This window comes from Comamonas sp. 14P8.1.4 (assembly GCF_057799285.1).
Window position 1 is genome coordinate 144,033 of the sequence record NZ_JBYOKN010000004.1, and the last position, 24,570, is coordinate 168,602.

Annotated in this window: 19 protein-coding genes; 13 read left to right on the plus strand and 6 right to left on the minus strand. The window is 62.8% G+C overall.

Annotated features, from left to right (window positions below; genetic code table 11):
- Positions 1–6: 6 nt before the first annotated feature.
- The 5 genes from AC27VO_RS09915 to AC27VO_RS09935 all read right to left on the minus strand — a co-directional run bounded on the left by AC27VO_RS09915 (position 7) and on the right by AC27VO_RS09935 (position 7,711).
- A complete protein-coding gene (locus AC27VO_RS09915; protein ID WP_488666546.1) occupies positions 7–567 on the minus strand; it encodes a TetR/AcrR family transcriptional regulator in 561 nt (186 codons plus the stop codon).
- A 169-nt stretch (positions 568–736) separates the two neighbouring features.
- Positions 737–2,281, minus strand: coding sequence for a methyl-accepting chemotaxis protein (locus tag AC27VO_RS09920; protein WP_488666547.1), 1,545 nt, complete (start codon positions 2,279–2,281; stop codon positions 737–739).
- Between the two features lie 291 nt (positions 2,282–2,572).
- Positions 2,573–6,217, minus strand: coding sequence for a hybrid sensor histidine kinase/response regulator (locus AC27VO_RS09925; protein ID WP_488666548.1), 3,645 nt, complete (start codon positions 6,215–6,217; stop codon positions 2,573–2,575).
- A 58-nt stretch (positions 6,218–6,275) separates the two neighbouring features.
- Positions 6,276–6,611 carry a hypothetical protein gene (locus AC27VO_RS09930; protein ID WP_488666549.1) on the minus strand — a complete coding sequence of 112 codons (336 nt, stop codon included), beginning with the start codon at positions 6,609–6,611 and terminating at the stop codon, positions 6,276–6,278.
- 176 nt (positions 6,612–6,787) lie between these two features.
- Positions 6,788–7,711, minus strand: coding sequence for an alpha/beta fold hydrolase (locus AC27VO_RS09935; protein ID WP_488666550.1), 924 nt, complete (start codon positions 7,709–7,711; stop codon positions 6,788–6,790).
- A gap of 87 nt (positions 7,712–7,798) precedes the next feature.
- Here AC27VO_RS09935 and AC27VO_RS09940 point away from each other — a divergent pair, with 87 nt between their 5' ends.
- From AC27VO_RS09940 to AC27VO_RS09975, 8 genes are all read left to right on the plus strand, one after another.
- Positions 7,799–8,857, plus strand: coding sequence for an aldo/keto reductase (locus tag AC27VO_RS09940; RefSeq protein WP_488666619.1), 1,059 nt, complete (start codon positions 7,799–7,801; stop codon positions 8,855–8,857).
- 16 nt (positions 8,858–8,873) lie between these two features.
- The gene (gene ybaK, locus AC27VO_RS09945) at positions 8,874–9,371 is read left to right on the plus strand and encodes a Cys-tRNA(Pro) deacylase (protein ID WP_488666551.1); all 498 of its coding nucleotides are present in this window, start codon (positions 8,874–8,876) and stop codon (positions 9,369–9,371) included.
- A gap of 79 nt (positions 9,372–9,450) precedes the next feature.
- Positions 9,451–10,128 carry a glycerol-3-phosphate 1-O-acyltransferase PlsY gene (gene plsY, locus AC27VO_RS09950; protein WP_488666552.1) on the plus strand — a complete coding sequence of 226 codons (678 nt, stop codon included), beginning with the start codon at positions 9,451–9,453 and terminating at the stop codon, positions 10,126–10,128.
- A 292-nt stretch (positions 10,129–10,420) separates the two neighbouring features.
- Positions 10,421–12,466: an oxidoreductase gene (locus tag AC27VO_RS09955; RefSeq protein ID WP_488666553.1), complete on the plus strand. Its 2,046-nt coding sequence runs from the start codon at positions 10,421–10,423 to the stop codon at positions 12,464–12,466.
- Positions 12,467–12,729: 263 nt separating this feature from the next.
- The gene (locus AC27VO_RS09960; protein ID WP_488666554.1) at positions 12,730–14,004 is read left to right on the plus strand and encodes a hydantoinase/carbamoylase family amidase; all 1,275 of its coding nucleotides are present in this window, start codon (positions 12,730–12,732) and stop codon (positions 14,002–14,004) included.
- Positions 14,005–14,013: 9 nt separating this feature from the next.
- The gene (locus AC27VO_RS09965; protein WP_488666555.1) at positions 14,014–14,919 is read left to right on the plus strand and encodes a helix-turn-helix domain-containing protein; all 906 of its coding nucleotides are present in this window, start codon (positions 14,014–14,016) and stop codon (positions 14,917–14,919) included.
- 31 nt (positions 14,920–14,950) lie between these two features.
- Positions 14,951–15,601: an orotate phosphoribosyltransferase gene (locus AC27VO_RS09970; protein ID WP_488666556.1), complete on the plus strand. Its 651-nt coding sequence runs from the start codon at positions 14,951–14,953 to the stop codon at positions 15,599–15,601.
- Between the two features lie 112 nt (positions 15,602–15,713).
- Positions 15,714–16,481 carry a YdcF family protein gene (locus AC27VO_RS09975; RefSeq protein ID WP_488666557.1) on the plus strand — a complete coding sequence of 256 codons (768 nt, stop codon included), beginning with the start codon at positions 15,714–15,716 and terminating at the stop codon, positions 16,479–16,481.
- Positions 16,482–16,547: 66 nt separating this feature from the next.
- Here the strand turns inward: AC27VO_RS09975 and AC27VO_RS09980 are convergent, their stop codons facing one another.
- Positions 16,548–17,162, minus strand: a complete 615-nt coding sequence (locus tag AC27VO_RS09980) for an FMN-dependent NADH-azoreductase (protein WP_488666558.1) — start codon at positions 17,160–17,162, stop codon at positions 16,548–16,550.
- A gap of 119 nt (positions 17,163–17,281) precedes the next feature.
- Between AC27VO_RS09980 and AC27VO_RS09985 the strand changes: the two genes are divergently transcribed.
- The 5 genes from AC27VO_RS09985 to AC27VO_RS10005 all read left to right on the plus strand — a co-directional run bounded on the left by AC27VO_RS09985 (position 17,282) and on the right by AC27VO_RS10005 (position 24,565).
- Positions 17,282–18,190, plus strand: coding sequence for a LysR substrate-binding domain-containing protein (locus AC27VO_RS09985; RefSeq protein WP_488666559.1), 909 nt, complete (start codon positions 17,282–17,284; stop codon positions 18,188–18,190).
- 187 nt (positions 18,191–18,377) lie between these two features.
- Positions 18,378–20,846: an alpha/beta fold hydrolase gene (locus AC27VO_RS09990; protein WP_488666560.1), complete on the plus strand. Its 2,469-nt coding sequence runs from the start codon at positions 18,378–18,380 to the stop codon at positions 20,844–20,846.
- Between the two features lie 24 nt (positions 20,847–20,870).
- Positions 20,871–21,671, plus strand: coding sequence for an SDR family NAD(P)-dependent oxidoreductase (locus AC27VO_RS09995; RefSeq protein ID WP_488666561.1), 801 nt, complete (start codon positions 20,871–20,873; stop codon positions 21,669–21,671).
- Between the two features lie 210 nt (positions 21,672–21,881).
- On the plus strand, positions 21,882–22,898 hold the full coding sequence (locus AC27VO_RS10000) for an extracellular solute-binding protein (RefSeq protein WP_488666562.1): 1,017 nt from the start codon (positions 21,882–21,884) through the stop codon (positions 22,896–22,898).
- Between the two features lie 26 nt (positions 22,899–22,924).
- Positions 22,925–24,565 carry an ABC transporter permease gene (locus tag AC27VO_RS10005; RefSeq protein ID WP_488666563.1) on the plus strand — a complete coding sequence of 547 codons (1,641 nt, stop codon included), beginning with the start codon at positions 22,925–22,927 and terminating at the stop codon, positions 24,563–24,565.
- Positions 24,566–24,570 lie beyond the last annotated feature (5 nt).

Below are 24,570 nucleotides of genomic sequence, written 5' to 3' on the forward strand. Positions count from 1 at the left end.
GAGGGTTCAAGCCTCAGGCTGCAGGCCGCGGCGGATCAGAATCAGTGCTTGCTGGGCCAGGCGCAGACGCTCCCCATCAGAGCTGCCGCGCAAAGCCGCGCCGAGCATGCCGGACAGCAAAGGGATATCGCGCACCTGGAAGTCGGCGCGCACCAGTCCGTGTGCCTGGGCACGTTCCAGAGCGGGCAGGAAAATTTCGGCCACGCGCTGGCGTGCGGGGGCAAAGCGCTCGTCTTGCAGGCCGCTGGTGCGCCAGTAGTCGGACAGTGCAGGCGATTGCACGATGCGCTGGGCCAGGTATTCCAGCAGGGAGAAAAAAGCGTCCGGGGCATCGTGCAGCGCCAGTGCCTGGGCTTGCATGCGCTGCACAGAGCGGTCCATCAACGCAAGCAGGATGCTGTGGCGATCCGGGAACTGGCGGTACAGCGTGGCACGCCCTACACCCGCGTGTTCCACCACCAGCTCCAGCGGGGCATGCACACCATGGGCGGTGAACACCGCATCCGCCGCATCCAGCAGCTGGGCACGGCGGGTGGAGGCATCAGGGCGTTTGCTGGGTGTGGACATGGTGGCGAATTATCGGACAATTTTGTCCGTTGTGTGGGGCAGTGCTGCAACCCTGGTGACAGCGGCTGGTGCTGCTCAGCGGATGGGTGCTTGGAATACACCTAAAAAAATAGCTGCCAGCGCTTGTCTGGCAAGCGTTGGCAGCTATTGAGGCTGTGATTGTTGTGACTTAGCTGAATACGCCGACAGCTTCAACCAGGCGTTGGGTTTGGCTCTCCAGGCTTTGCGCGGCGGCGGCGCTTTGCTCGACCAGCGCAGCGTTTTGCTGGGTGATGGAATCCATCTGCCCCACCGATTGGCTGGCTTCCAGAATGCCATCGCGCTGCTCGCGGGTGGCGGCACTGATGTCGGTGATCAGCGCCGAGACCTGTTGCACCTGGTGGACGATGGCCTCAATCTCTGCCTGCGTGCTGGCCACCAGGGCCGTGCCGCTTTGCACCTTGTCGACACAGGTGCCAATCAGCACCTTGATCTCTTTGGCTGCCGTAGCGCTGCGCTGGGCCAGCGAGCGCACTTCGGAGGCCACCACGGCAAAGCCACGGCCCTGCTCACCGGCGCGGGCGGCTTCGACGGCGGCGTTCAGCGCCAGGATGTTCGTCTGGAAGGCGATGGAGTCGATGGTGCCGATGATGTCGCTCATGCGGTTGGAGCTGGCGGAAATCTCTGACATGACTGCCGACACCTTGTGCATGGCCTGACCGCCGTGGTCTGCGGTGGCCGAGGACTGCTGCGCCAGCTCGGTGGCTTGGGCCGAGGTGCCCGCGTTGTTTTCCACCGTGCTGGTCATCTGCTCCATGAACGAGGCAGTTTGCTGCACATTGGCGGCCGAGCGCTCGGTGCGCTCGCTCAAATCCAGGTTGCCCTTGGCAATCTCTTCGACCGCGGAGCGCACGCTCAGCACTTGCTGGCTGACGTCGTCAATCAACCAGCGGAACATCAACCCCAGCTGGCTGATGGTGCGCATGGTCATGCCGATCTCATCGACACGATCCACCATCAACGCGGAGCGGTTGTTGCCCGTGGCCACATCCAGGGCCTGCTGGCGCAGGCGTTCAATCGGGCGAGCAAACTGGGCTTCCAGCATCAGGCAGCCAGCCGCAAAAATCAGGGTCAGCAGTCCAGACATGGCCCAGCCTGCAGGGTTGAAGCCCTGCAGGGCCAGCACACCCAGCATGGCCACCAGCCACAGCCCCAGCATGTTCAGCCGCACACGTGCGCGCACGGACATGAGCTGGCGCATGGAGAAAATTTTGCCCAGGCCGCTGCGCACCACAATGCCTTTGTAAATGCGCTTGCCCTTGACGGCCCCAGCACGCATGGCGGCATACAGATCAGAGGCGGCTTGTATTTCTTCACGCTGCGGCTTGGTGCGCACCGACATATAGCCTTTGACGGCGCCGTTACGCACGATGGGCACTGCATTGGCGCGCACCCAGTAGAAGTCGCCGTTGGCGCAGCGGTTTTTGACCAGTGCGCTCCAGGGCTCGCCATTTTTGAGCGTGGCCCACATGTCAGCGAAGGCCTCGGGCGGCATATCGGGGTGGCGCACGATATTGTGGGGCTGGCTGCGCAGCTCCTCGGTGGTGTAGCCACTGGCCTCAACGAATGCCGCATTGGCATAGCTGATACGGCTGGTGGGATCGGTGGTGGACATCAACGTCGCGTTGTCGTCCATCACGTATTCGTGGCTGGTCACCGGTTGGTTATTGCGCATGCTGCTCTCGCTACCCTTGTGTTGGCAAATGTCACCGCAGCACGACGTGGTGGTGCTGGGGCTGATGCAGGCAAGCAGTACATAAAATTACATGCTTAACCTTTTTTTGCTAATTTAGTTTCCAACTCTTACACAGCCTGTAAGCGCTTTTCGCATTGGCGTGGCAGCCAAGGTATCAAGGTGCAACACAAGACGGGGCTTGAATTGCTTGCTGTCAATTTTGAGGCGATGGCAGCGTGTAAGCACCAGGGTGGTGCATGCGCCTGGCGGAGCCAGGTGTGAGCATTTGTCTCACAGTGGCTGGGCAATGGTGGCGTAGCGGCGCACCTGTGCCAGCAATTCCTGGGGTGAATACGGTTTGGTCAAAAACGCCTGGGCACCCATGCCAATGGCTTTTTGGCTGATCGGGCCTGCTGCGTGCGCGGTCAGCATGACGACGGGCAGTTGTTGCCAGCGCTGATCGGCACGCACGCGGCGCAGCAGCTCCATGCCGTCCATGTCCGGCATTTCCACGTCGGCAATCAGCAGGGCGGGTGCATGGCCTTCTTCCAGCAGTTGCAAGGCCTCCAGCCCATCGGCGGCCGTGGCCACACGGTAGCCATTGGCTTGCAGCAGGTGCTGCGCCAGGCGGCGCACGCTCATGGAGTCATCGGCCAGCAAGACCAAGGGGCGCTCAGGCTCGTGCTGCGCGGGTGTCTCCAGGGTGTGCGCAGCATGCTGGTCGAGCATGCGGGTTTCATGGGCCGCCAGCACGGCAGTCGGCTCATACACCTGCAGCACGTGGCCGGATGGCTGGGCGGCGGTGCCCAGCAAGCCGGGAATGGGCACCTCCAGATCGGCCGGGGCTTGCAAGGTCACCTCCTGGGTGCCCAGCACTTCGTCCACGATCAAGCCCCAGCGTGCGGTGTCACCGCGCACGATCAGCAGGCTGCGCTGGCCGTCCAGCGGCGGCTCCAGGCTGCGGGCGGATTGTTGCCAGACGGCACCGGCCCAGTAAATGGGCAGGGGGGCTGCGGCTTTGTCCTGCAGCACGCCCTGGGTCAGGGCTTGCTCGGCCATGGCCGCTGGAATGCGACGCACCGTCTCCAGGCTGCGCGCTGGAATGGCCACGCGCCAGTTGCCTGCGCGCAGGGCCAGCACCTGCTCGACCTGCGGGGGCGCGGGCAGAGTGATGTCAAAGCGGCAGCCCTTGCCCGGGTTGCTGGTGATGTGCAGCTTGCCGCCCAGGCTGGCCACGGTGTCGGCCACCACATCCATGCCCATGCCGCGTCCGGCCAGCTCCGTGACGGCGTTGGCTGTGCTCAGGCCGGGGTGCAAGATCAGCTCGGCCGCGCGGGCATGGTCCACCGGCTCATCGGCGGCGATCAGGCCCAGGGCCAGTGCTTTTTGGCGGATGGCTGCAGTGCCCAGTCCGGCACCATCGTCAAACAGACTGAGAACCTGCTGGTGCCCAGCCGTGTGCAGGCGCATCAATACTTTTCCGGTGCTGGCCTTTTTGCTGGCTTTGCGCTGGGCAGGCGCTTCAATGCCGTGCGCCACGCAGTTGCGCAGCAGGTGTTCCAGTGCCGGGGTCAGCGCTTCCTGCACGCTGCGCTCCATCACGGTTTCAGCGCCTTGCCAGAACATGTCGACGGTTTTGCCCGTGTCTTGCGCGGCCAGTTGCACGCAGGCGTTCAAGCGCTCTTGAATGTGGGTCAGCGGCAGCAGGCGCGTGTACAACAAGGTGTGCTGCAGAGCGCGCAAATGCTCGGCCTGGGTGTGCAGCGCCTGCTGGGCATCACCCATGCCCTGTTGCAGCTGTTGCTGGGCGGTGCCCAGGTCATCGGTGCAGTCGTTGAGTGCGTGCACCAGGGCATGCAGCTCTTCGTGCCATTCATAGGGCAGATCGACATCGCCGTGCAGCATGAGGGTGTCGGCCCAGGCCGCGCAGTCCTGAATCTGGTTGCGCAGCTTGTGCAGGCAGCTGGCAATTTCGTTCATCGACAGCTGGCTGGCGGTCAGCGCTTGCTGGCCGTTGTCCTGGCTGTTCCACAGGGCTTGCGTGTGGCGGGCCACGGCTTCCAGCGGGCTGAGGTTCAAACGGCCGGGCTGGCGCTCCGGATGGCGATCGGCCATTTCTTGTTGCAAGGCCACAAAGGCGATGCGCAAGGCTTCCAGCGGTTGGGGCAGCGATGCGGGGCCACGCGGGCCATCGGTGCATGGCACTTCCAGCGCCAGGCCTTCCAGGGCGTGCACCTGGCTGGCCCAGGGCATGGCCCCGGCCAAGCGCGCGCTGCCTTTGAGGGTGTGCAGGCAACGCAGCAAGATTTGGCGTGCCTCTTGCGCCTGTGGCACTTTGATCCATTGTTTGAGCGCGCTTTGCAGCTTGGGCCACAGGGAGAGCATTTCTTCTTCAAACACGGAGAAATGCATGGCGTCCAGCACTGGCGCGGGTGAGGCGGGCAGTGGCTCGGCGGCAGCGGCCAAGGCTGCTTCATCGGCGTCATCCGTTCCCCAGTCCAGAACAATCCGGTCATCGGGTGCAGCGGCGGTTTCGACCGGCGCTGGTGCCGGGGTGGGTGCGGCGGGCTCTGGCAGCTGCGCGTACAGCTGGTGCAGCGCATCCATGACCTGCGGGTGCGCGCGGCGCATGAACCCGGCGGCAAACTGGTGCAGCAGGCGGTGAATTTCTTCCCCCGCGTGCAGGCAGGTCTGGCGCTGGGCTTCGCTGGAATCAGCGGGCATGCGCAGCAGGCAGCGCTGCAGCAGGTGGGTGAGGGTGGCAATTTCGGTACAACCCGAGGCCCAGGCCAAGCGCGATAGCTCGCCCGCATGTTCGGCGGTGGCGCTGGGTGGTGTGGCCTGTGCGTCACTCAGCCAGGCCGACAGCCCGGCTGCCAGCTGCTGCGACAAGGTTTCGGCCGCCTGCAAGAACTCCAGATCTGGCTCGATCTGGGCCGTGTTGGCCAGGCCGTTGACCAGGGTTTCGGCGGGGCGAATTTCGGGCGCTGACTGAAACTCTGGCAAGGCAGGCGCCAGCGCTGGGGTGTCCAGCACAAAGCCGGTGTCGGCCGACGCGGCATCCACGGCGCCAGCCGCAGGGTGGCAGTGCTGGTGGATGGCGGCGAGCAAGCCGGGCAGGCTTTGCTTGCGCTGCGCAGCGGCCTCGGTGGCCTGCGCACAGAAAAACAGCAGGTCGCGCACCAGGTGGGTGGCAGGCGTTTCTTCGCCTTTGGCCACGCTGGCGTAGTGCGCCAGCAGGCGTGAGGCCAGGCGCTTGGCGTAAAGGTCCACCTCCAGCAAACCGTATTCGATGGCCTCCAGCCAGGCAGCAGCCAGCTGCCAGGTGGTGGCATCGGCGGCGTGGGCTGCCAGGCCCAGGCTGAGCTGCTGCAAGGTGGTGCAGAACGTGGGGTTGCCGGTTTGCAGCAGGGCCAGCACGTGCTGGTCCAGCTGGGTGCGCAGCTCGGTGCTGGGGGGCGTGGCCGTGATGCCGGATGGGGCGGCCAGCGTGGGCGCGGACCAGGGGGCATCCCACAGGTCGGCCGGGTGGGCGGTGTCTTTGCCGTTGAGCTTGGTCAGCGTGCGGTAGCTTGGGAACAGGTCTTGTGGCGATGGGGCGCTGTGGCTGGCCAGCGCCTGTAAAAAGGCCTGTGCATCCCGTGCGGCCAGTTGCAGCAGCTCGCCGGTTTTATCGGCCGGGGCTGAGCCGGTGCCCGTATACGCCTGCAGGGGCGGCAGCATGGCCTGCATGAGCTGACCCAGGCTGCGCAGCTCCAGCACCTGCACGGCGCTGGCCATCTGCTGCAACAGTTGCCGCGCCTGCATGGCCTGCACGGCGTTGGCCGGCGGCAGCATCTGGGCCAGGTCTTGCACCATGGCCGTCAAAGCGGGCACCAGCAGCTGGCGGGGCGTTGGCGGTGCGGTGTCTGCAGACGGCTGCGCAATCTCGGTCATGGGCAAAGGGGCGCGAAAAGAGGCTCTGAACTATAGGGCAGGGTGCGGGCGCACGCGCTTATTCGACAAACTTACCGTTTTCCTTGCGGCGCTGGCGCACGCCTTTGCGAATGAAGAATTCCGTGCCATCCAGGGCGATGAACGGCAGTGTCATGTCGGTGCTGGTGTGGGCCTGCAGGCGCTGGGGCAGATCGGCCAGCACGGCCTGGACGGTGTGCACGGCGGGCGTGCTGCTGTCTTGCTGGGTGCTCAGAAAGTCTTGCAGGTACAGGCGCACTTCAACTTCCAGCTGCGCCAGCGTGGCGGGCGCGCCCACATACTCGGGCTGCTGGCTGCCGCTGACTTCCGTGCCATAGAGGTAGCAACCAATGTAGTCACGGAAGGTTTCGCCCACATTGGGGCCTCTGGTGAGTTTGCGCAGAAGATCTGTGAGCCACATGACAGCAGGCTTTCATAACAGCCATGCGCAAAAACAAGAGCGGCTTGCGCATGTAAATAAAGGGTTACAGACTGAAATGTACTGCAAACCCTTGAAATGCCAGCGTAAGCCGCTTCTGATTTAGTGGGAGATCAGGGCTGGCAGAAGTCTTCGATCAGCTGCGCAATCTGCGCGGGCTGGTCGTGGTGCAGCATGTGCCCGGCATCGTCCACCTGGGCGATGCGTGATTGGGGCACTGCTTTCAGGCGCTCATGGTACTCGTCCAGTGAGTACTGCGCCTTCCACCACTGGCCCAGACTGTCGCCCGTGGCTTCAATGGCCAGCACCGGCGCGGTGATGGCGGCGTAGTGGGCCAGCACCTCTTCCACGCGGAACAGTTGCGGGTTGATCACTTTGTGCGCCGCATCGCCCAAGATGGCCCAGCGGCCCTGGGCATCGGGCGCGGCCCATTCACCGGCCAGCCACAGTGCCTTGTCAGCGCCCAGGCGGTGGTTGGTTTTTTGCAGGCGTGCGGCCACGGCTTCCACGCTGTCATAGGTTTTGAGCGCAATTGCACCGCTGCGCAGCTCTTTCAAGGCGTCAAGCCACTGGCCGATGCGCTGCGGCGCCTGGCTGGCTTGCGTGGCAGGCATGCCAAAGCCCTCCAGGTTGACCAAACGGCGAATGCGCGCAGGCCGTGCCCCTGCATAGAGCATGGCGATATTGCCACCCATGCTGTGGCCCACCAGATCGACGGCTTGGTCTGCGGGCGCGTAGTGGTCGAGCAAAGCGTCCAGATCGCCCAGGTAGTCGGCAAATGTGTAGTGGTCACAGGGCGCGGACGGCATGCTGTACCCAAACCCGCGCCAGTCCGGCGCAATGGTGTGGCGGTCGCTGTAGAAGGCCTGAGTGAAGGCATCCACCACAAACTGGTAGGAGGCGCCCACATCCATCCAGCCATGCGCCAGCACCAGCGGCGGCACGCCGGGCTGGGGCTGACCCCAGGTGCGCACACGGTAGCTCATGTGACGAATGGGCAGGTCTTCGGTGGTGCTGGGGCGCAAAGGTGTGTACATGCAGCGCATTATTGGTGCAGTCGGTACTGACCACAGTCAAGAGCGCGACGCGGCGGCCTACACTTGCGACCTATGAATAGCCCAACGATGACCCCTGTGCGGCTGGGCCGCAGCGATCTGATGGTGAGCCCGATTTGCCTGGGCACCATGACTTTTGGTGAGCAAGTGTCCGAGCGCGACGCCTTTGCCATCATGGACCGTGCGCTGGAGCGCGGCTTGACGTTTTGGGACACGGCCGAGATGTATGCCGTGCCCGCACGCGAAGCCACCTATGGCGCCACTGAAACCATCATTGGCCGCTGGCTGGCGGCGCGCCCGGGTGCGCGCGGGCAGATCGTGCTGGCCAGCAAGGTGGCGGGCCCTTCGCGCGGCATGCCGTGGATTCGTGCCGGTGCCGGCATGACGGCGGCCGACATCGTGGCCTCGTGCGAAGGCAGCCTGCGTCGCCTGCAAACCGAGGTGATTGACCTCTACCAGATTCACTGGCCCGAGCGCCATGTGCCCGCGTTTGGCAACCTCTACTACGACCCGGCCAAGGAAGTGACGCAGACCAGCATTCACACCCAGCTGGAGACGCTGGCGCAGCTGGTTCAGCAGGGCAAGATTCGCAGCATTGGCCTGTCCAATGAAACCCCGTATGGCGTGCATGAGTTTGTGCGCCTGGCCGAGCAATACGGCCTGCCGCGTGTGGCCAGCGTGCAAAACCCGTACTGCCTGATCAACCGCAGCTGGGAGAACGCCATGGATGAAAGCTGCGACCGCCTGGGCGTGGGGCTGCTGGCGTATTCACCGCTGGGCGTGGGATTGCTGACGGGCAAGTACGACCGCACGGGCATTACTGGGCCAGATGCCCCGCAGGGCACACGGCTGTCTTACCCTTCGGTGCAAAAGCAGCGCTGGGGCCGCCCTGAGGCGCTGGACGCTGCACGCCAGTACAACCAGCTGGCGCGCTCGCATGGCCTGACGCCCACGCAGCTGGCGCTGGCCTTTTGCTACCGCAGTTGGCGTGTGGCCAGCACCATCATCGGGGTGACCAGCGTGGCGCATTTAGATGAAGCGGTGGACGCTTGGGACGTGCAGCTTTCGCCTGAGTTGTTGGCACAAATCGATGCGTTGCGCTGGCAATGGCGTGACCCAGGCCAATAAGCGAAGAGAGCGGCGAATGGCAAAAAAAGACAAAGTGCACGTGAGCGAAACCCCGGCAACACAGATGCTGAAAGCGCACAAAGTGCTGTTTACTGAGCACCCTTATGACTATGTGGAGCACGGCGGCACGGCCGAATCGGCCCGGCAGCTGGGGCTGGACGAGCATGCCGTGGTGAAAACCCTGGTCATGCAGGACCAGGATGCCAAGCCTTTGATCGTGCTGATGCATGGCGACTGCACGGTCTCCACCAAAAACCTGGCGCGCCAGATCGGTGCCAAGAGCGTGGAGCCCTGCAAGCCCGAGGTGGCCAACCGCCACAGCGGCTACCTGGTGGGCGGCACGTCCCCGTTTGGCGTGCGTAAGGCGATGCCTGTGTATATCGAGCAGTCCATCCTGGATTTGCCGCGCATTGCCATCAACGGCGGGCGGCGCGGCTTTCTGGTGCAGATCGATCCCCGGGTTTGTGTGGATCTGTTGGCTGCCCAGCCTGTGCAGTGTGCGCTGGCACAATAAGGGGTTCAGTGCTCGGCGTTCAACGCCGACCAACCCAGATGACAAAAGTCTGCCCTGAAGGCAGGCAAGGATTGCAGTTTTGAATTCCTCCCTCCCTGTTGTGGCCGCTGTGGTGGCCTATTTGATTGGATCGCTGTCGTTTGCGGTCATCGTCAGCTCTGTCATGGGGCTTAACGACCCCCGCACCTACGGCAGCGGCAACCCGGGTGCCACCAATGTGCTGCGCTCGGGCAGCAAGGCTGCGGCTGCGCTGACCCTGTTGCTGGACGCCGTCAAGGGCCTGGTGCCGGTGCTGCTGGCCAAGTACTGGGGCCCGGACTACGGCCTGCATGACGGCACGCTGGCGCTGGTGGCCATTGCGGCTTTCCTGGGCCACTTGTTCCCTGTGTTCTTCAAGTTCAAGGGCGGCAAGGGCGTGGCGACGGCGCTGGGCGTGTTGCTGGGCCTGAGCGGCTGGCTGGGTTTGTTTGTCTTGCTGACCTGGTTGCTGGTGGCGTTCACCACGCGTTACTCCTCGCTGTCGGCGCTGGTGGCAGCGGTACTGGCCCCCGTGTATTACGTGTTGCTGGGCGGCAGCCTGTGGCCGTATGACAAGTCTGTGCTGCTGGCTGTGATCGCCATGTCGGCCTTGCTGCTGTGGCGCCATGCAGAGAACATTGGCCGCTTGCTCAAAGGCCAGGAAAGCAAGATTGGCAGCAAAAAAGACAAGGCGGCGGTGCAGAGCCCAGCTGCTGGCAAGTCCAAAGCCAAGCGTTAAACCGCGCTGGTCAGGACGACTTGGTCCCCACCACCATCGAAAGCCCGCAGCAGCGGGCTTTTTTTATTGGAAAAAATAGCGGCAAGCGAAGGGTGCATAAGGGGTTGAGCCACTTTTTTCTCTCAAACTGTGGCTGGGTTGTTGTGCTGCGGGCAGTGGATGGTAGCTGCAGCAATCCAGACTTACGCGGGTATGAAAAGCACGATCGTGCGTTTCTAATGACTGCTTACCTTCACGCAAGGTGGCCGTCGCGTGCGGCCACCCCGTATTGCTGCTGCTTTGGAATGACTGGATGACTGCTGCTTACCCCCACTTGCTGGCCCCACTGGATCTGGGATTTACGACCTTGCGCAACCGCGTGCTCATGGGCTCCATGCACACCGGCCTGGAAGACCAGCGCAAAGACTTGCCCCGTTTGGCCGCCTATTTTGAAGAGCGTGCGCAGGGCGGGGTGGGGTTGATTGTGACGGGGGGCTTTGCACCCAACCGCGCTGGCTGGGTGAAGCCCTTTGCAGGCACCATGCGCAACGCAGCCGATGCACGCGCGCACCAGCCCATCACCGAAGCCGTGCACCGCCATGGCGGCAAGATTGCGCTGCAAATCTTGCATGCGGGCCGCTATGGCTATCACCCCATTTCGGTAGCGCCCTCGCGCATCAAGTCGCCCATCACCCCGTTCACGCCTTGGGCACTGAGCACACGCGGCGTAGAAGGGCAGATTCAGGACTTCGTGGATTGCGCGCGCCATGCCCAGGATGCGGGCTATGACGGCGTTGAAGTCATGGGCAGCGAGGGCTATTTCATCAACGAATTCCTGGCGGTGCACACCAATCAGCGCACCGACAAATGGGGCGGCGACTACACCCAGCGCATGCAGCTGCCCGTGGAAATTGTGCGCCGCACGCGCGAGGCCGTGGGGCCCAATTTCATCATCATCTACCGCCTGTCGATGCTGGACCTGATTCCCGATGGCAGCGACTGGAGCGAGGTGGTGCAGCTGGCGCGGGCGATTGAGGCGGCAGGTGCCACCATCATCAACACCGGCATCGGCTGGCATGAGGCGCGGGTGCCCACCATTGCCACCTCGGTGCCACGCGGAGCATTCGCCTGGGTGACGCGCAAGCTCAAAGGTGCGGTGGGCATACCGTTGGTTGCCACCAACCGCATCAACACGCCCGACACGGCCGAGCGCATTCTGGCGCAAGGTGATGCTGACATGGTGTCCATGGCGCGGCCGCTGCTGGCGGACAGCCACTTTGTGGCCAAGGCGGCGCAGGGCAAGCCGCAGAGCATCAACACCTGCATTGCCTGCAACCAGGCCTGTCTGGACCATGTGTTCCAGAACCAAACTGTCTCCTGCCTGGTCAACCCGCGCGCCTGCCACGAGACCGAATTGAACTACACGCCCACCACCGCCGCCAAGCGGGTGGCCGTGGTCGGTGCAGGCCCTGCGGGGCTGGCCGCTGCCACGGTGCTGGCCGAGCGTGGCCACCAGGTGGAACTGCTGGAAGCCAGTGCCGAAATTGGCGGCCAGTTCAACATGGCCAAGCGCATTCCCGGCAAGGAAGAGTTTCATGAAACCTTGCGCTATTTTGAGCAACGCCTGCTGAGCACCGGGGTCAAGGTGCGCCTGCAGCACATGGCCACGGCCCAGGGCTTGATCGACGCCCAGTTTGACGCAGTGATTGTGGCCACCGGCGTGCAGCCCCGGAACCCCCGTATTCCGGGGCAGGAAGCGGGCGAGGCCAGCGGCATGGTGCTCAGCTATATCGATGTGCTGGCGCAGCGCCAACCGGTGGGCCAGCGGGTGGCCGTGGTGGGGGCTGGAGGCATTGGCTTTGACGTGGCCTACTACCTGGCCAACGGCGAGCATTCCACAGCCACCGACCTGGCCGCCTGGCAAAGCGAGTGGGGGGTGGGAGACCCGGCTTTGCTGCGCGGTGGTGTGCAAGCGGCGCAGCCGCTGCCGCCGTTGCGCCAAGTCACGCTACTTCAGCGCAAACCGACGCAGGTGGGCAAAGGGTTGGGCAAAACCACGGGCTGGATTCACCGGGCAGAGCTGCGCATGAAGCACGTCAAGATGCTGGCCGGGGTGAACTACGAGCGCATCGATGCGCAGGGCTTGCACATCAGCTACGGCCCCAAGCGCGAAGGGGCCACAGTGCTGGAGGTGGACACCATCGTGCTGTGCACAGGCCAGGAACCCCAGCGGGCGCTGCATGAAGCCCTGGCGGCGGCGGGCGTCACTACGCATCTGATTGGCGGAGCCGATGTTGCGGCCGAGCTGGATGCCAAGCGCGCCATTGCCCAGGGCAGCAGGTTGGCCGCGCAGCTGTAAACAGGCGCTGGGCGGGCGCAGTACCCTCTGCCAAGACCAAGGTGAGGCCACCCTTGAACGGTGGCTGCGGCGGTCATGCGCCTTGCGCGTTCGGTCACCACGGGCTGAGGGTGACGGCAGTGCAGGATTTTCAATATTCCAAAAAAGATACAAACCATGAGAATTTGTATTTCTATGGAGAAAGGTTTGTATCTTTTTTGAGATTAGCATGTGTCCTTAGCAACCTTTAAGCCTGTGCGTGCGCTGCACACAGGCAAGTGGATATGGAACTGCAGTCTCTCCAGCCCCTGGCACAGCAACTGTTTGCCGACATTCGTGCGCTGACGTTCGATGGCGTCGGCGTCACCCGCGCCAGCTACGGCGCTGGCGAAAATGCCTGCGCGGCCTACCTGAAAAAATTTGCGCGCGGCGAAGGGCTGGATGTGGCCATCGATCGTGCGGGCAACTTCGTCTACTTTGATCCGGCGGACATCCGCAGCGGGCCTGCCATCTGGACGGGCTCGCACCTGGACTCCGTGCCCCAGGGGGGCAACTACGACGGCTTGGCCGGGGTGGTGGCGGGCTTGCTGGTGCTGCTGGCGGCCAAGCGCGAGGGCGTGACCTTGCCCGCACCGCTGCAGGTGATTGGCTTTCGCGGGGAAGAAAGCGCCTGGTTTGGCAAGGCCTATATGGGATCGGGAGCGTTGTGGGGCAAGCTCAGCGCGGCCGATTTGGCTTTGAAGCGCCGTGGCGATGCCGTGACCCTGCATGACGCGCTGGCAGCCTGCGGCGCGGAGGTAGAGGCGATTGCCCGCCAGGAGAAATTGTTCCACCCGGCCGACATTCACGCCTATGTGGAGCTGCACATTGAGCAAGGCCCGGTGATGGTGGCGCGGGACATCCCTGTGGCCGTGGTCAGCGGCATTCGCGGCAATGTGCGCCACAACAAGATTGAATGCTTTGGCGATGCCCAGCACTCGGGCGTGGTGCCGCGCTGGCTGCGCAAGGATGCGGTGTTTGCCGTGTCCGACCTGATCGTGCGGCTGGACAACCATTGGCGTGCCCTGCTGGAGCGCGGCACGGATCTGGTGGTGACCTGCGGTGTGGTGCAAACCGATCCGGCCGAGCATTCCATCTCGCGCGTGCCCGGCTATGCACATTTCAGCTTTGAAGCGCGCAGCAAGAGCAGCGACACGCTGGAGGCCTTCTACCAGCTGGTGCAGGCCGAAATGGCTTCGATTGAGCGTGAGCGTGGGGTGAAGTTTGCGTTGGACCGCCGTTTGCTCAGCGAGCCCGCTGTGTGCGATGCGCAGCTGTGCGATCTGATGGCCAAGGCCTGCCGTGAGCGCGGCATTGCGCACGAGCGTATTCCCAGCGGCGCTGGCCATGATGCGGCCCTGTTTGCCAATGGCGGCATTCCTTCTGCCATGGTGTTTGTGCGCAACCAGCATGGCTCGCACAATCCGCACGAAGCCATGGAACTGGCGGACTTCATGCTCGGCACTCAGGTGATGGCCGACACGATTGCGGCCATCAGCCCCCGCGCTGCCTCGGTATAGTCACGCGCCATGACGACGCCCACCTTTGCCTCTCCCATTGACTACGCCGCCCTGGGCGACCGCCTGCGTGCCTACCGCATGGGGGCAGGGCTGCAGGCCGACGAGGTGGCGGTGCAGCTGGGGGTGTCGCGGGCGGTGGTCTACCGTATGGAAAAGGGCGAAATCGTCAAGATTGAGATGCTGGAGCGCCTGGCGCAGTTGCTGGGCACCAGCTTGGCATCGCTGCTGGGGGTGGAGGCGGAGTACTACGCCTCGGCCCTGGCGCTGTTTGAGCGCATGCGCCAGATCGAGTGCAGCACCGACCGCATCTTGGCGCACTTTGAACCGGTTTCGGTGCTGCTGCTGTCCGAAGACTATCTGGGCTATTTGGCGCTGATGCTGCAAGAGGCCTTGCCGCAAGGCGCTGATGTGGCTGCGCAAGCGCGCCAAACCCAGCAGATCATGGACATCTTGCGTGCCCGCAAACGCAATTTTGAACAGCGCAAGCCCCATATCGTCAGCCTGATTGGCCTGCGCGATCTGGAGCGTTTTGTGCAAACCGGCCTGATCGGGCGCCTGGATGTGGCGCCCACCGTGCGCCGTGTGCGGGTGCAGGCTGCACGCCAGGAAGTAGCGCGCATGGCGCAGCTGATGGACAACGCGCCCTGGTATGCCCAGATCGGGCTGGTGGACGACGCCATGCCTTCGGCCACCTACCAGGTGCTGACCGGCGCCAGCCATCGCGTGCTGATGCTCAGCCCGTTTCGCCTGGGCGAGCTGCCCAATGTGCGCAACGGCATTGCCATGGTCACGGCTTCGCAAGAAGCGGTGGCGCTGCACGAACAAATGACGACCCAGCTGTGGAGCCACGCCAGCAAAGGCCCTGAGGGCGCAGCGCGCCTGCGCGCCATGCTGGAGCGCACCCACAGTGATTGAAAAACAGAAAGCCTTTGAGATGACATACCCTATGAGCCAGCAAGCTGCAGCTTGGTTGTTGGAAGCCGGTTGCGTGGAAGTGCGCACCGATGCGCCGTTTGTGCTGCCCTCGGGCTGGGCCAGCCCGGTTTATATGGATGCCACACGCCTGATCTCGCTGCCCACCATTCGCCGTGAGTTGATGAAGCAAGGCGTGCAGCGCCTGCTGGATGCCGGTGCGCTGCAAGGCCTGAGCGCGGTGGCCGGGGGCGAGTCCAGCGGCATTGCCTTTGCCGCCTGGTTTGCCGAGAAGCTGGACATGCCGCTGCAGTACGTGCGCAAGCGCGCCGTGGGTAGCCGCCAGATCGAAGGCGTGGTGGCGCAGGGCGGCAAGGTGCTGCTGGTGGACGACATGGTGTCGGCCGGGCAGTACAAGCTGAACTTCATCGACGCGCTGCGCAGCGAAGGCGCGCGCGTGGAAGATTTGTTTGTGGTGTTTGATTACGCCTGTTTTGGCTCGGACGCCGTGCTGGCAGCGCACGGTGTGCGCGTGCATGCGCTGTGCAACTGGCAGGATGTGCTGGCCGTGGCGGGCCAGCGCGGCGCGTTCTCGGCGGAGCAACTGGCCGTGTGGGAGGCCTTCTTGCAAGACCCTGCGCGCTGGTCCCTGGCGCATGGCGGCGTGGGTGCATCCATCAGTTAATTCAAAAATAGGAGCGGGTAGCGCTGGTTAATGCTTTGCTTCAGATGCTTTTGTACCTGAAATGAAGATTTGATAAGCGCAAGCTGCTCTCTTTATTCAAAGAGAGGCTGCGGTGTTTGTCATTTCGAAATTGCTCTCTGCCATCACGCAGCCGCTGTTTTGGCTGGGGCTGTGGTGGTTGCTGGCGCTGTGGCTGTTGGCACGCAAGCCGAAAGCGGCGCGGCGCATGCTGTGGACGGGGCTGGCTGCGCTGGGCCTGCTGGGCTTTCAAGCGCTGCCCGATGCCTTGCTGCGTCCGCTGGAAGCGCGTTACCCCGTACCGACGCCGCAGCAGTTGGAGGGGCATGCCGGCCTGATTGTGCTGGGTGGCGCTGTGGAGCACCCGGGCAGCTGGCAAGCCCACGGCCAGGTGCCTTTGGGCCAATCGGCAGAACGCATGACGGTGCCCGCAGGGCTGATGCACCAGCACCCCGCGTGGCAGTTGGTGTTCAGTAGTGGCGAGGGGCGCTTGCTGACCACGGGCGTGACCGAAGGCCAGCTGGCCCAGCAGTTCTACCAAGAGCAGGGGCTGGACTTGGCGCGCATCACCATCGAACAGGGCTCGCGCACCACACGCGAAAACGCGCGGCAGGTGGCGCTTAGCTTGGGCCCAGACTGCGGCAGCCAGCGCTGGCTGCTGGTCACCTCGGCCTGGCACATGCCGCGTGCCGTGCCGGAGTTTGCCGCTGTGGGCTGCCATGTCACGCCTTACCCCGTGGACTTTCGCACCGGCGCGGCCACCGCTTGGCACAGCTACCACATGGCCGATAGCCTGCTGCGCTGGCAACTGGCTCTGCACGAGTGGCTGGGGCAGCTGGCGTATGCCGTCACACGCGGCTAAACGGGCACCATAAAAAAGGCCTGCTGGTGGCAGCAGGCCTTTTTTGCGTCTTCAAAGACGGGGCGATCAGGCAGCAGTCACTGCCTTGACATCGTTGGCAGCGCTGGCAAACGCTGTGGCAACGGCATCAGGGCCCAGGCCCAGACCTTCGGCACGCACGATGCGCACATCGGTAATGCCAAAGAAGCCCATCACCACCTTCAGGTAGCTTTCCTGGTGTTCCAGGGCCTGCATGCCTTCGGTGGTGGAGTACACACCACCGCGGCTGGAGGCCACGATCACGGTCTTGCCCTTGGCCAGACCTTCAGGGCCGCTGGCGGTGTAACGGAAGGTGCGGCCAGGTTGGGCCAAGCGGTCAATCCAGGCCTTCAGCTGCGTGGGGATGCTGAAGTTGTAGAACGGTGCGCCAATCACCACTACGTCAGCGGCCAGGAACTGGCTGACCAGCTGCTCGGAGACGGCATTCTCAGCCACTTGCTCTGCACTCAGGCCTTCGGTCTGGCCAGTGCGGGGTGTCAAGGCGGCCATGGTGAAGTGCTGGGGTGCGTTGGTCACCAGGTCCAGGTATTCCACCTGGGTGTCGGCATGCTGGGCCACCCAGGCGTTCACGATTTGTTGGGTCAGCTTGCGCGAGGCCGAGTTGTCACCGGTGATGGAAGAGTCAATGTGCAGCAGTTTCAAGAGAAGCTCCAATGTGTTTTGCTTGATGTCTGGAAGTATGGATTACACACGCAGATTTGATAAGTCTGCATTTATGCGATAGATTGTTCCAAGTTTGGAACGATCAAGGAGTGCATCTGGTGCAAGACCTCAACGACATGCTGTACTTTGCCGAGGTGGTGGAACGCGGTGGCTTTGCCGCTGCGGGGCGTGCGCTGGGTATTCCGAAGTCGCGCCTGTCACGCCGGATTGCCGAGCTGGAGGCCAGCCTGGGCCTGCGACTGCTGCAGCGCACCACGCGCAAACTGTCGCTGACCGAGGTGGGCGCAGCGTATTTGCGCCACTGCCAGGCGATGCGCGATGCGGCGCAGGCGGCGCAGGACACGGTCGAGCAGGTGCAAAGCGAGCCGCGTGGCACGGTGCGGGTGAGCTGCCCAGTCACTTTGTCGCAGACCGTGCTGGCACCGTTGATGCCGCGCTTTCTGGAACGCTACCCCGAGGTGCGTGTGGAAATGATGGTGGTGAACCGCCCCGTGAATGTGGTGGAAGAGGGCATGGATGTGGCGCTGCGTGTGCGGGCTTCCTTGGACGACAGCGCCAGCATGGTGGTCAAGCGGCTGGATACGGCCAACCAGATTTTGTTGGCCAGCCCGGCCTACTTGGCGCGCATGGGCGAGCCGCAGTTGCCGCAAGACTTGATGGCGCACCAGGTGCTGTCCATGTCGTCCTTTGAAGGCGTAGCGCACTGGCGGCTGCGCAGCGACACGGGGGCCGAGGTGCAGTTGCAGCCCCAGGTGCGCTATGTGGCCGATGACCTGATGACCCTCAAGCTGGCCGTGCTGGGCGGCGCGGGGGTGTGCTACTTGCCCGACTATATGTGCCAGCCTGAAATAGAACGCGGTGAACTGGTGCATGTGCTGCCGCAGTGGCGTTTTCCACCCGGCATCGTGCATGCGGTGTTCAGCTCGCGCCGGGGGCTGACACCCGCTGTACGCAGCTTTCTGGACTTTTTGGGCGACTTTATGCCTGGCCAGAGTAGCCGGGCCTGAGCAGTCAGCGCTGCGGTGCTGGCCGTGGCGCGCAGGCTCAGTGTGTGCCTTGGCCTGTCACGTGGCGCAGGCGCGGCAAACAGCGCATCCCCAAAAAAAGCACCTCCGTGCTTTCCTTAGCTTGTGCGCACGCTGCGCGCTTCCCATGATGCATGCCAACCCCTAACTTTGGTGTGAGGCACATGGCATGCAGCAAGACGCTACAACCCCGTTCGATGTTCTGATCATTGGTGCAGGCCTGTCGGGCATTGGGCTGGCCTGTTATTTGCGCCAGCATTTGCCGCGCAAGCGTTTTGCCTTGCTGGAGGCCCGCGCTCAAACCGGGGGAACGTGGGATTTGTTTCGCTACCCCGGGATTCGCTCCGATTCTGATTTGCATACCTTCGGCTATGCATTCAAGCCGTGGGAAGGGCGCAAAGCGATTGCGGATGGACCGGCCATCCTCAACTACCTGCGCGAAACCGCACGTGACTATGACATTGATGCCCACATTCGCTTGCAGCACCGGGTGCTCGGCGCGAACTGGGACAGCGGGAAATGCCTGTGGCAGGTGGAGGTGGAGCGCACCGATGCGGCGGGCACGCAGCACCTGCAACTTCAAGCACGCTGGCTGTTCAGCGCTGCGGGCTATTACAACTATGCCCATGGTTACCAGCCCCAGCTGGAAGGCCTGGAGCAGTTTCAGGGCACCGTGATTCACCCCCAGCAGTGGCCCGGCAACTTCGACTACAGCGGCAAGCAGGTGCTGGTGATTGGCAGCGGCGCCACGGCCGTGACCCTGGTGCCCGCCATGAGCGAGCAGGCGGCCCACGTCACCATGCTGCAGCGCACGCCCACCTATGTGCTGAGCATGCCGTCCGAGGATGTGGTGGCGCAGTGGCTCAAGAAAATACTCTCGCCCCAGCGCGCCTATGCCTTGACGCGGCGCAAAAATATTTTTCTCTCGCGTCTGATCTGGCGCATGTGCCAGAAGTACCCGCAGCGGGCGCGGCAATGGATTCGCAAGCTCAACCTCAAGGCGTTGCCTGCGGGCTTCGATGTGGACAAACACTTCAAACCGCCTTATGGCCCGTGGGATCAGCGCCTGTGCGTGGTGCCCGATGGCGACTTGTTCAAAGCGCTGCGCAGTGGGAAGGCCTCGATCGTCACAGACCAGATCGCGCATTTCACGCCCGACGGGGTACGGCTGAAATCTGGCGACACGCTGAAGGCTGATGTGGTCATCACAGCGACGGGGTTGGATCTGCAGCTATTCGGCGGTGCCACGCTGCGGGTGGATGGGCAGGCTGTGGATTTGTCGCAGCGTGTGGCATTCAAGGGATTGATGCTCAACGACATCCCCAACTTTGCTTTTGCGGTGGGCTACACCAATGCGTCATGGACGCTCAAGGTCGGGCTGCTGTGCGAACACTTGTGCCGTGTGCTGGCACATATGGATGCCCAGGGTTTCAAGGCCTGCAAGCCGGTATTGCCCCATCCCCATATGCCTGTGCGGCCCTTGCTGGACTTTGCCGCCGGCTATGTGCAGCGCGCCATGAACACGCTGCCCAAGCAAGGGCCGAGCGCACCGTGGTGCATGAGCATGGATTACCGTGCGGATGCGCAGCTGATGCTGCAGCAACCCGTGGACGATGGGCACTTGAAGTGGAGTTCCGACGGCTTGTTCGCTGCTACGCACAGCGGGCTGACCGTGGATACCTCGCAAGACCGTTTCTGTGATCGTGGCAACGGCATGGTGCTGTGTTATCGCGTCTATGGTGAAGCCGACGGCACACCGCTGGTGCTGGTGGCCGGTCTGGGGCTGCAGCTGACGTCGTGGCCCAGCAGCATGATTGATGGCTTGGTCGCGCAAGGTTTCCGGGTGCTGGTGCTCGATAACCGCGATGTTGGCCGCTCCAGCCAGGCGCTGACAGCGCCTTCGAGCATGTGGAATATTGTGCGCAAGCGCACCAGTGCCCAGGCCTACGTGCTGCAAGACATGGCCGACGATGTGCTGGCGGTCATGGGAGATGCAGGCATGGCATCCGCACACATTGCGGGCATGTCCATGGGCGGCATGATCGCGCAGACCATGGCAGCATCCGCCCCGGATCGGGTGCGTACGCTGACGTCGATTTTTTCCACCACCGGCCACCCCAAGGTGGGCCAGCCTGCGCGGTCTACCATGCGCCGCCTGATGCGCCCAGCCCCCGCCACCGTAGAGCAAGCCGAGGGGCTGTACTGGGATATGGTGCGCCACATTGGGCCTCGGGGCTGGCCGCTGGATGAGTCCACCGTGCGCGCGCAAGCCCGTTTTGCGTGGTGGCGCGGGCGCGGCCCATGGGCTGCCTTGGGGGTACGCCGGCAGATTGAGGCCATCGTCAAGTCTGGCGACCGCACCGCACAGCTGCAGCGCATCACGGCGCCAACCTTGGTGCTGCACGGTGATGTCGATTGGATGGTGAATGTCAGCGGAGGGGAGGCCACAGCCCAGGCCATCCCAGGTGCGACCCTGGTCAAACTCCAGGGGATGGGGCATTATTTTCCGGAAGCGCTGGTCCCCACCGTGGTGGATCTCATGGTGGGCCATGCCCAGGCACAGGTGGCCTCGGCGATTCGTCAGCAAACCCAAAAAGGGGTGGCTTTGCATGTGCAGCCGCAATTGCTGACAGCTTAAGTTCAAAGGATGCAGGAGCCAAGGATGCAGTCGTTTATCGATAAGGTGGTGGTGATTACGGGGGCGGGTTCCGGCATGGGGCGTGCGTACGCGTTGGAATTTGCACGCCTGGGTGCCAAGCTGGCACTCAACGACTTCAATGCTGCAGGGCTGGATGCCACGCGGTCCATGCTGGCGGCGCAAGGCATGCTGGCGCAGCGCATTTATACCCAGGCTTTTGATGTGAGTGACAGGGCGCAGATGTTCGCGTTTGCCGAGCAGGTGCGCACGCAGCTGGGGGGCGCGCATGTGGTCATCAACAACGCTGGCATCAGTGGTCAGGGCCTGTCGGTGCAGGAGATGCCATTTGAAGACTTTGACCGGGTGATGCGCATCAATTTCAACGGCGTGCTGCACGTCACGCAGGCGTTTTTGCCGCAGTTGCTGGCCAATGAGGAAGCGGCACTGGTGAATGTCTCCAGCGTTTTTGGCCTGATTGGCATGCCGGGTAATGCCGAGTATTGCGCTTCCAAATTCGCGGTGCGCGGCATGACAGAAGCCTTAATGGTGGAGTTGGCGCATACCCATGTGGGCGTGCATCTGGTGCACCCTGGCGGTGTGCGGACAGGCATTGCCGATGGCTCTGAGAAAGGCCGCCAATTTGCCGAGAAGTTTTTGAAAACACCAGCGGACGAGATCGTCAAGGTGGTGATTGACGGCATCCGTAAAAAGCGAGCGCGTATTGTGTATGGACACCAGGCACGCCAGACGTGGCTGATTTCATGGGCGATATCGCTGGGTATGCGTACCCGCTTGCTGGCCAAAAGGACCCGATCCCTGGGGTAGTGCGCCAGATGCATGGCCTGAGTTGCAGGTGTTTTTGTGCTGAGTCAGTGCGCGCGCAAAGCGCATGAGAAGATGGATTAGAATTCGCTTAATAGGAATTATTCTTATTAATTGTTGGGTTTGCCCAGCGTTGATTCTTGTAACCATTCACCCTCGGGTGAGGCGCCACCAACACCGTGGCGTGTTTTCTCTGACTGAAGGCTTTTCAAAATGAAACTTTGGAAGACAGCTCTGTGCATGGGCTTGGTGGGTGCAGCCACCTTGGTGCAGGCGGCAGCACCTCAGGCCGTGACGGTCTACTCCTCGCGCATTGAGGACTTGCTCAAGCCCACGTTGGATGAATACACCAAGCAAACAGGTGTGAAGATCAATCTGCTGACCGATCGTGGCGGCTCCCTGTCCGAGCGTCTGGCCGCTGAAGGCGCCAGCTCGCCAGCGGACGTGCTGATCACGGTGGACGTTGGCAATCTGTGGAATGCCGCAGAGCGTGGCTTGCTGCAGAAAGTGGATTCGCCTGCTTTGAATGCCAATGTGCCTGCCAACTTCCGCGATGCCGGCAACCGCTGGTGGGGCCTGTCGCAGCGCGAACGCACCATTTTTTACGCGGCAGACCGCATCAAGCCTGAGCAGCTGAGCACCTACGAAGATCTGGCAGACCCCAAGTGGAAGGGCAAGCTGTGCTTGCGCACCTCCAAGCAGGCCTATACCCAGTCGCTGGTGGCCATGCTGATTGCCAAGCACGGTGTGGCCAAGGCTGAAACCATCACCAAGGGCTGGGTGAACAACCTGGCGGGCGATGTGTTCACCAACGATGCCAGCTTGCTCAAGGCGATTGCTGCGGGCCAGTGCGATGTCGGCATTGCCAACACCTACTACTTTGGCCGCATTCTGGCCAAAGAGCCTGATTTCAACAAGCAAGTGAAACTGTTCTGGGCCAACCAGGGCAAGGATGAGGGCGGTGCCCACGTGAACCTGTCGGGTGCCGGCGTGGTCAAGCATGCCAAGAACCCTGAAGGTGCGCGCAAGCTGCTGGAGTGGCTGTCGTCCGAGAAGGTGCAAACGGCCTATACCCATGGCACGTATGAAAGCCCCATCAACAAGAAGGCGGAAGAAGACCCGATCGTGAAGGCGTGGGGCAAATTCATTCCCAGCCCCTTGAACGCTGGCGATATTGGCTCGCACCAGGCCGAGGCCATCAAGCTGCTGGATCGTGTAGGCTATCGTTAATTCGATTTCTTGATTAGGTTAGCTACTTGTCTGCTGTAGACCATACCGCGCCAGCTCACCGCTGGCGCGGTTTTGCTTTTGCGCTGCCCATTGCGTTGCTCACCATCGTGCCTTTGCTGGCGGTGGTGTGGATGGCCGTGACGCCACAACCAGAGATTTGGCAGCATTTGTGGAATTACGTGCTGCCGCGCGTGCTGGGCAATACCTTGCTGCTGATGCTGCTGGTGAGCGTGGCGGTGCTGGCGGTTGGCGTGCCCCTGGCGTGGCTGACGTCCATGTGTGACTTCCCAGGGCGCAAGTTTTTCTCCTGGGCGCTGGTGCTGCCGCTGGCCATCCCGGCGTATGTGCTGGCGTTTGTGCAGATGGGCTTGTTCGAGTACGCAGGGCCCGTGCAAAGCATGATGCGCGATGTCTTTGGCAGCAGCCGCTGGTTTCCGGACATTCGGGGCAGTGTGTGGGGGCTGGTCATGGTGTTGGTCATGGCTTTTTACCCCTATGTGTATTTGATGGCACGCAGTGCGTTTCTCACACAGGGCCACCGCAGCATGGAAGCGGCGCAGGCACTGGGGCGGAGCCCTGCGAAAGCGTTCTTTAAAGTGGCTTTGCCGCTGGCACGCCCCTGGATTGGTGCGGGCCTGGCGTTGGTGCTCATGGAAGTGCTGGCAGACTTTGGCGCGATTGCTGTCTTCAACTTCGACACCTTCACCACCGCACTCTACAAATCGTGGTTTGACCTGCACAACATTGGAGCCGCAGCGCAGTTGGCCGCCATTTTGGTGTTGGTGGTGCTGGTGCTGGTGGCGGCAGAGCAACGCTCGCGCAGTGCCAAGCGCTTTCATGTCAGCAACCCACAGCAGCAGCGCATGGCACTTCAAGGGCTGCGTGGTTGGGGGGCTACGGCTATTTGCCTGCTGGTATTTGCCGCGTCGTTTGCCGTGCCCATGGTGCAGATGGTCCATTGGTCACTGGGCATCTGGAAAGAAGATCTCAACAGCGACTATTGGGGCTATGCCTGGAATACGCTGTCGCTGGCACTGATTACGGCAGCGATTGCCACGGTGCTGGCCTTGCTGCTGTCTTGGACACGCCGTCACCATGCCGATCCGCTGACGGGCTGGACGGTGCGCCTGGCAGTGCTGGGCTATGCCATGCCAGGTGTGGTGCTGGCGGTGGGCGTTTTTGTGCCCATTGCCTGGCTGGATGAAAAGCTCATGGCGCTGGTGCAGCCCTTGGGGATTGAAACACTGGGCATTTTGAAGGGCAGCCTGGCCGGCATGCTGCTGGCGCTGGCCGTGCGTTTTTTGGCCGTGGCCTACAACGCGACCGATGCCGCCATGCAGCGCATCACGCGCAGCCAAGAAGAGGCGTGTGCCTCGCTGGGCCTGGGGCCTTGGCAAACCTTGCGCCGGCTGCATTTGCCGTTGCTGCGCACCGGCTTGCTTTCGGCTTTCCTGATGGTGGTGGTGGACGTGATGAAGGAAATGCCCATCACGCTCATGATGCGCCAGTTTGGCTGGGACACGCTGGCTGTGCGCGTGTTTCAGCTCACCTCCGAGTCCATGTGGCAGGAAGCATCCTTGCCCGCACTGGCGATTGTGCTGGTAGGGTTGCTGCCGGTGATCTTGCTGGTGCTGCACTCCGAAAAAACACCGTCTTCGGCGGGTTGAAGATG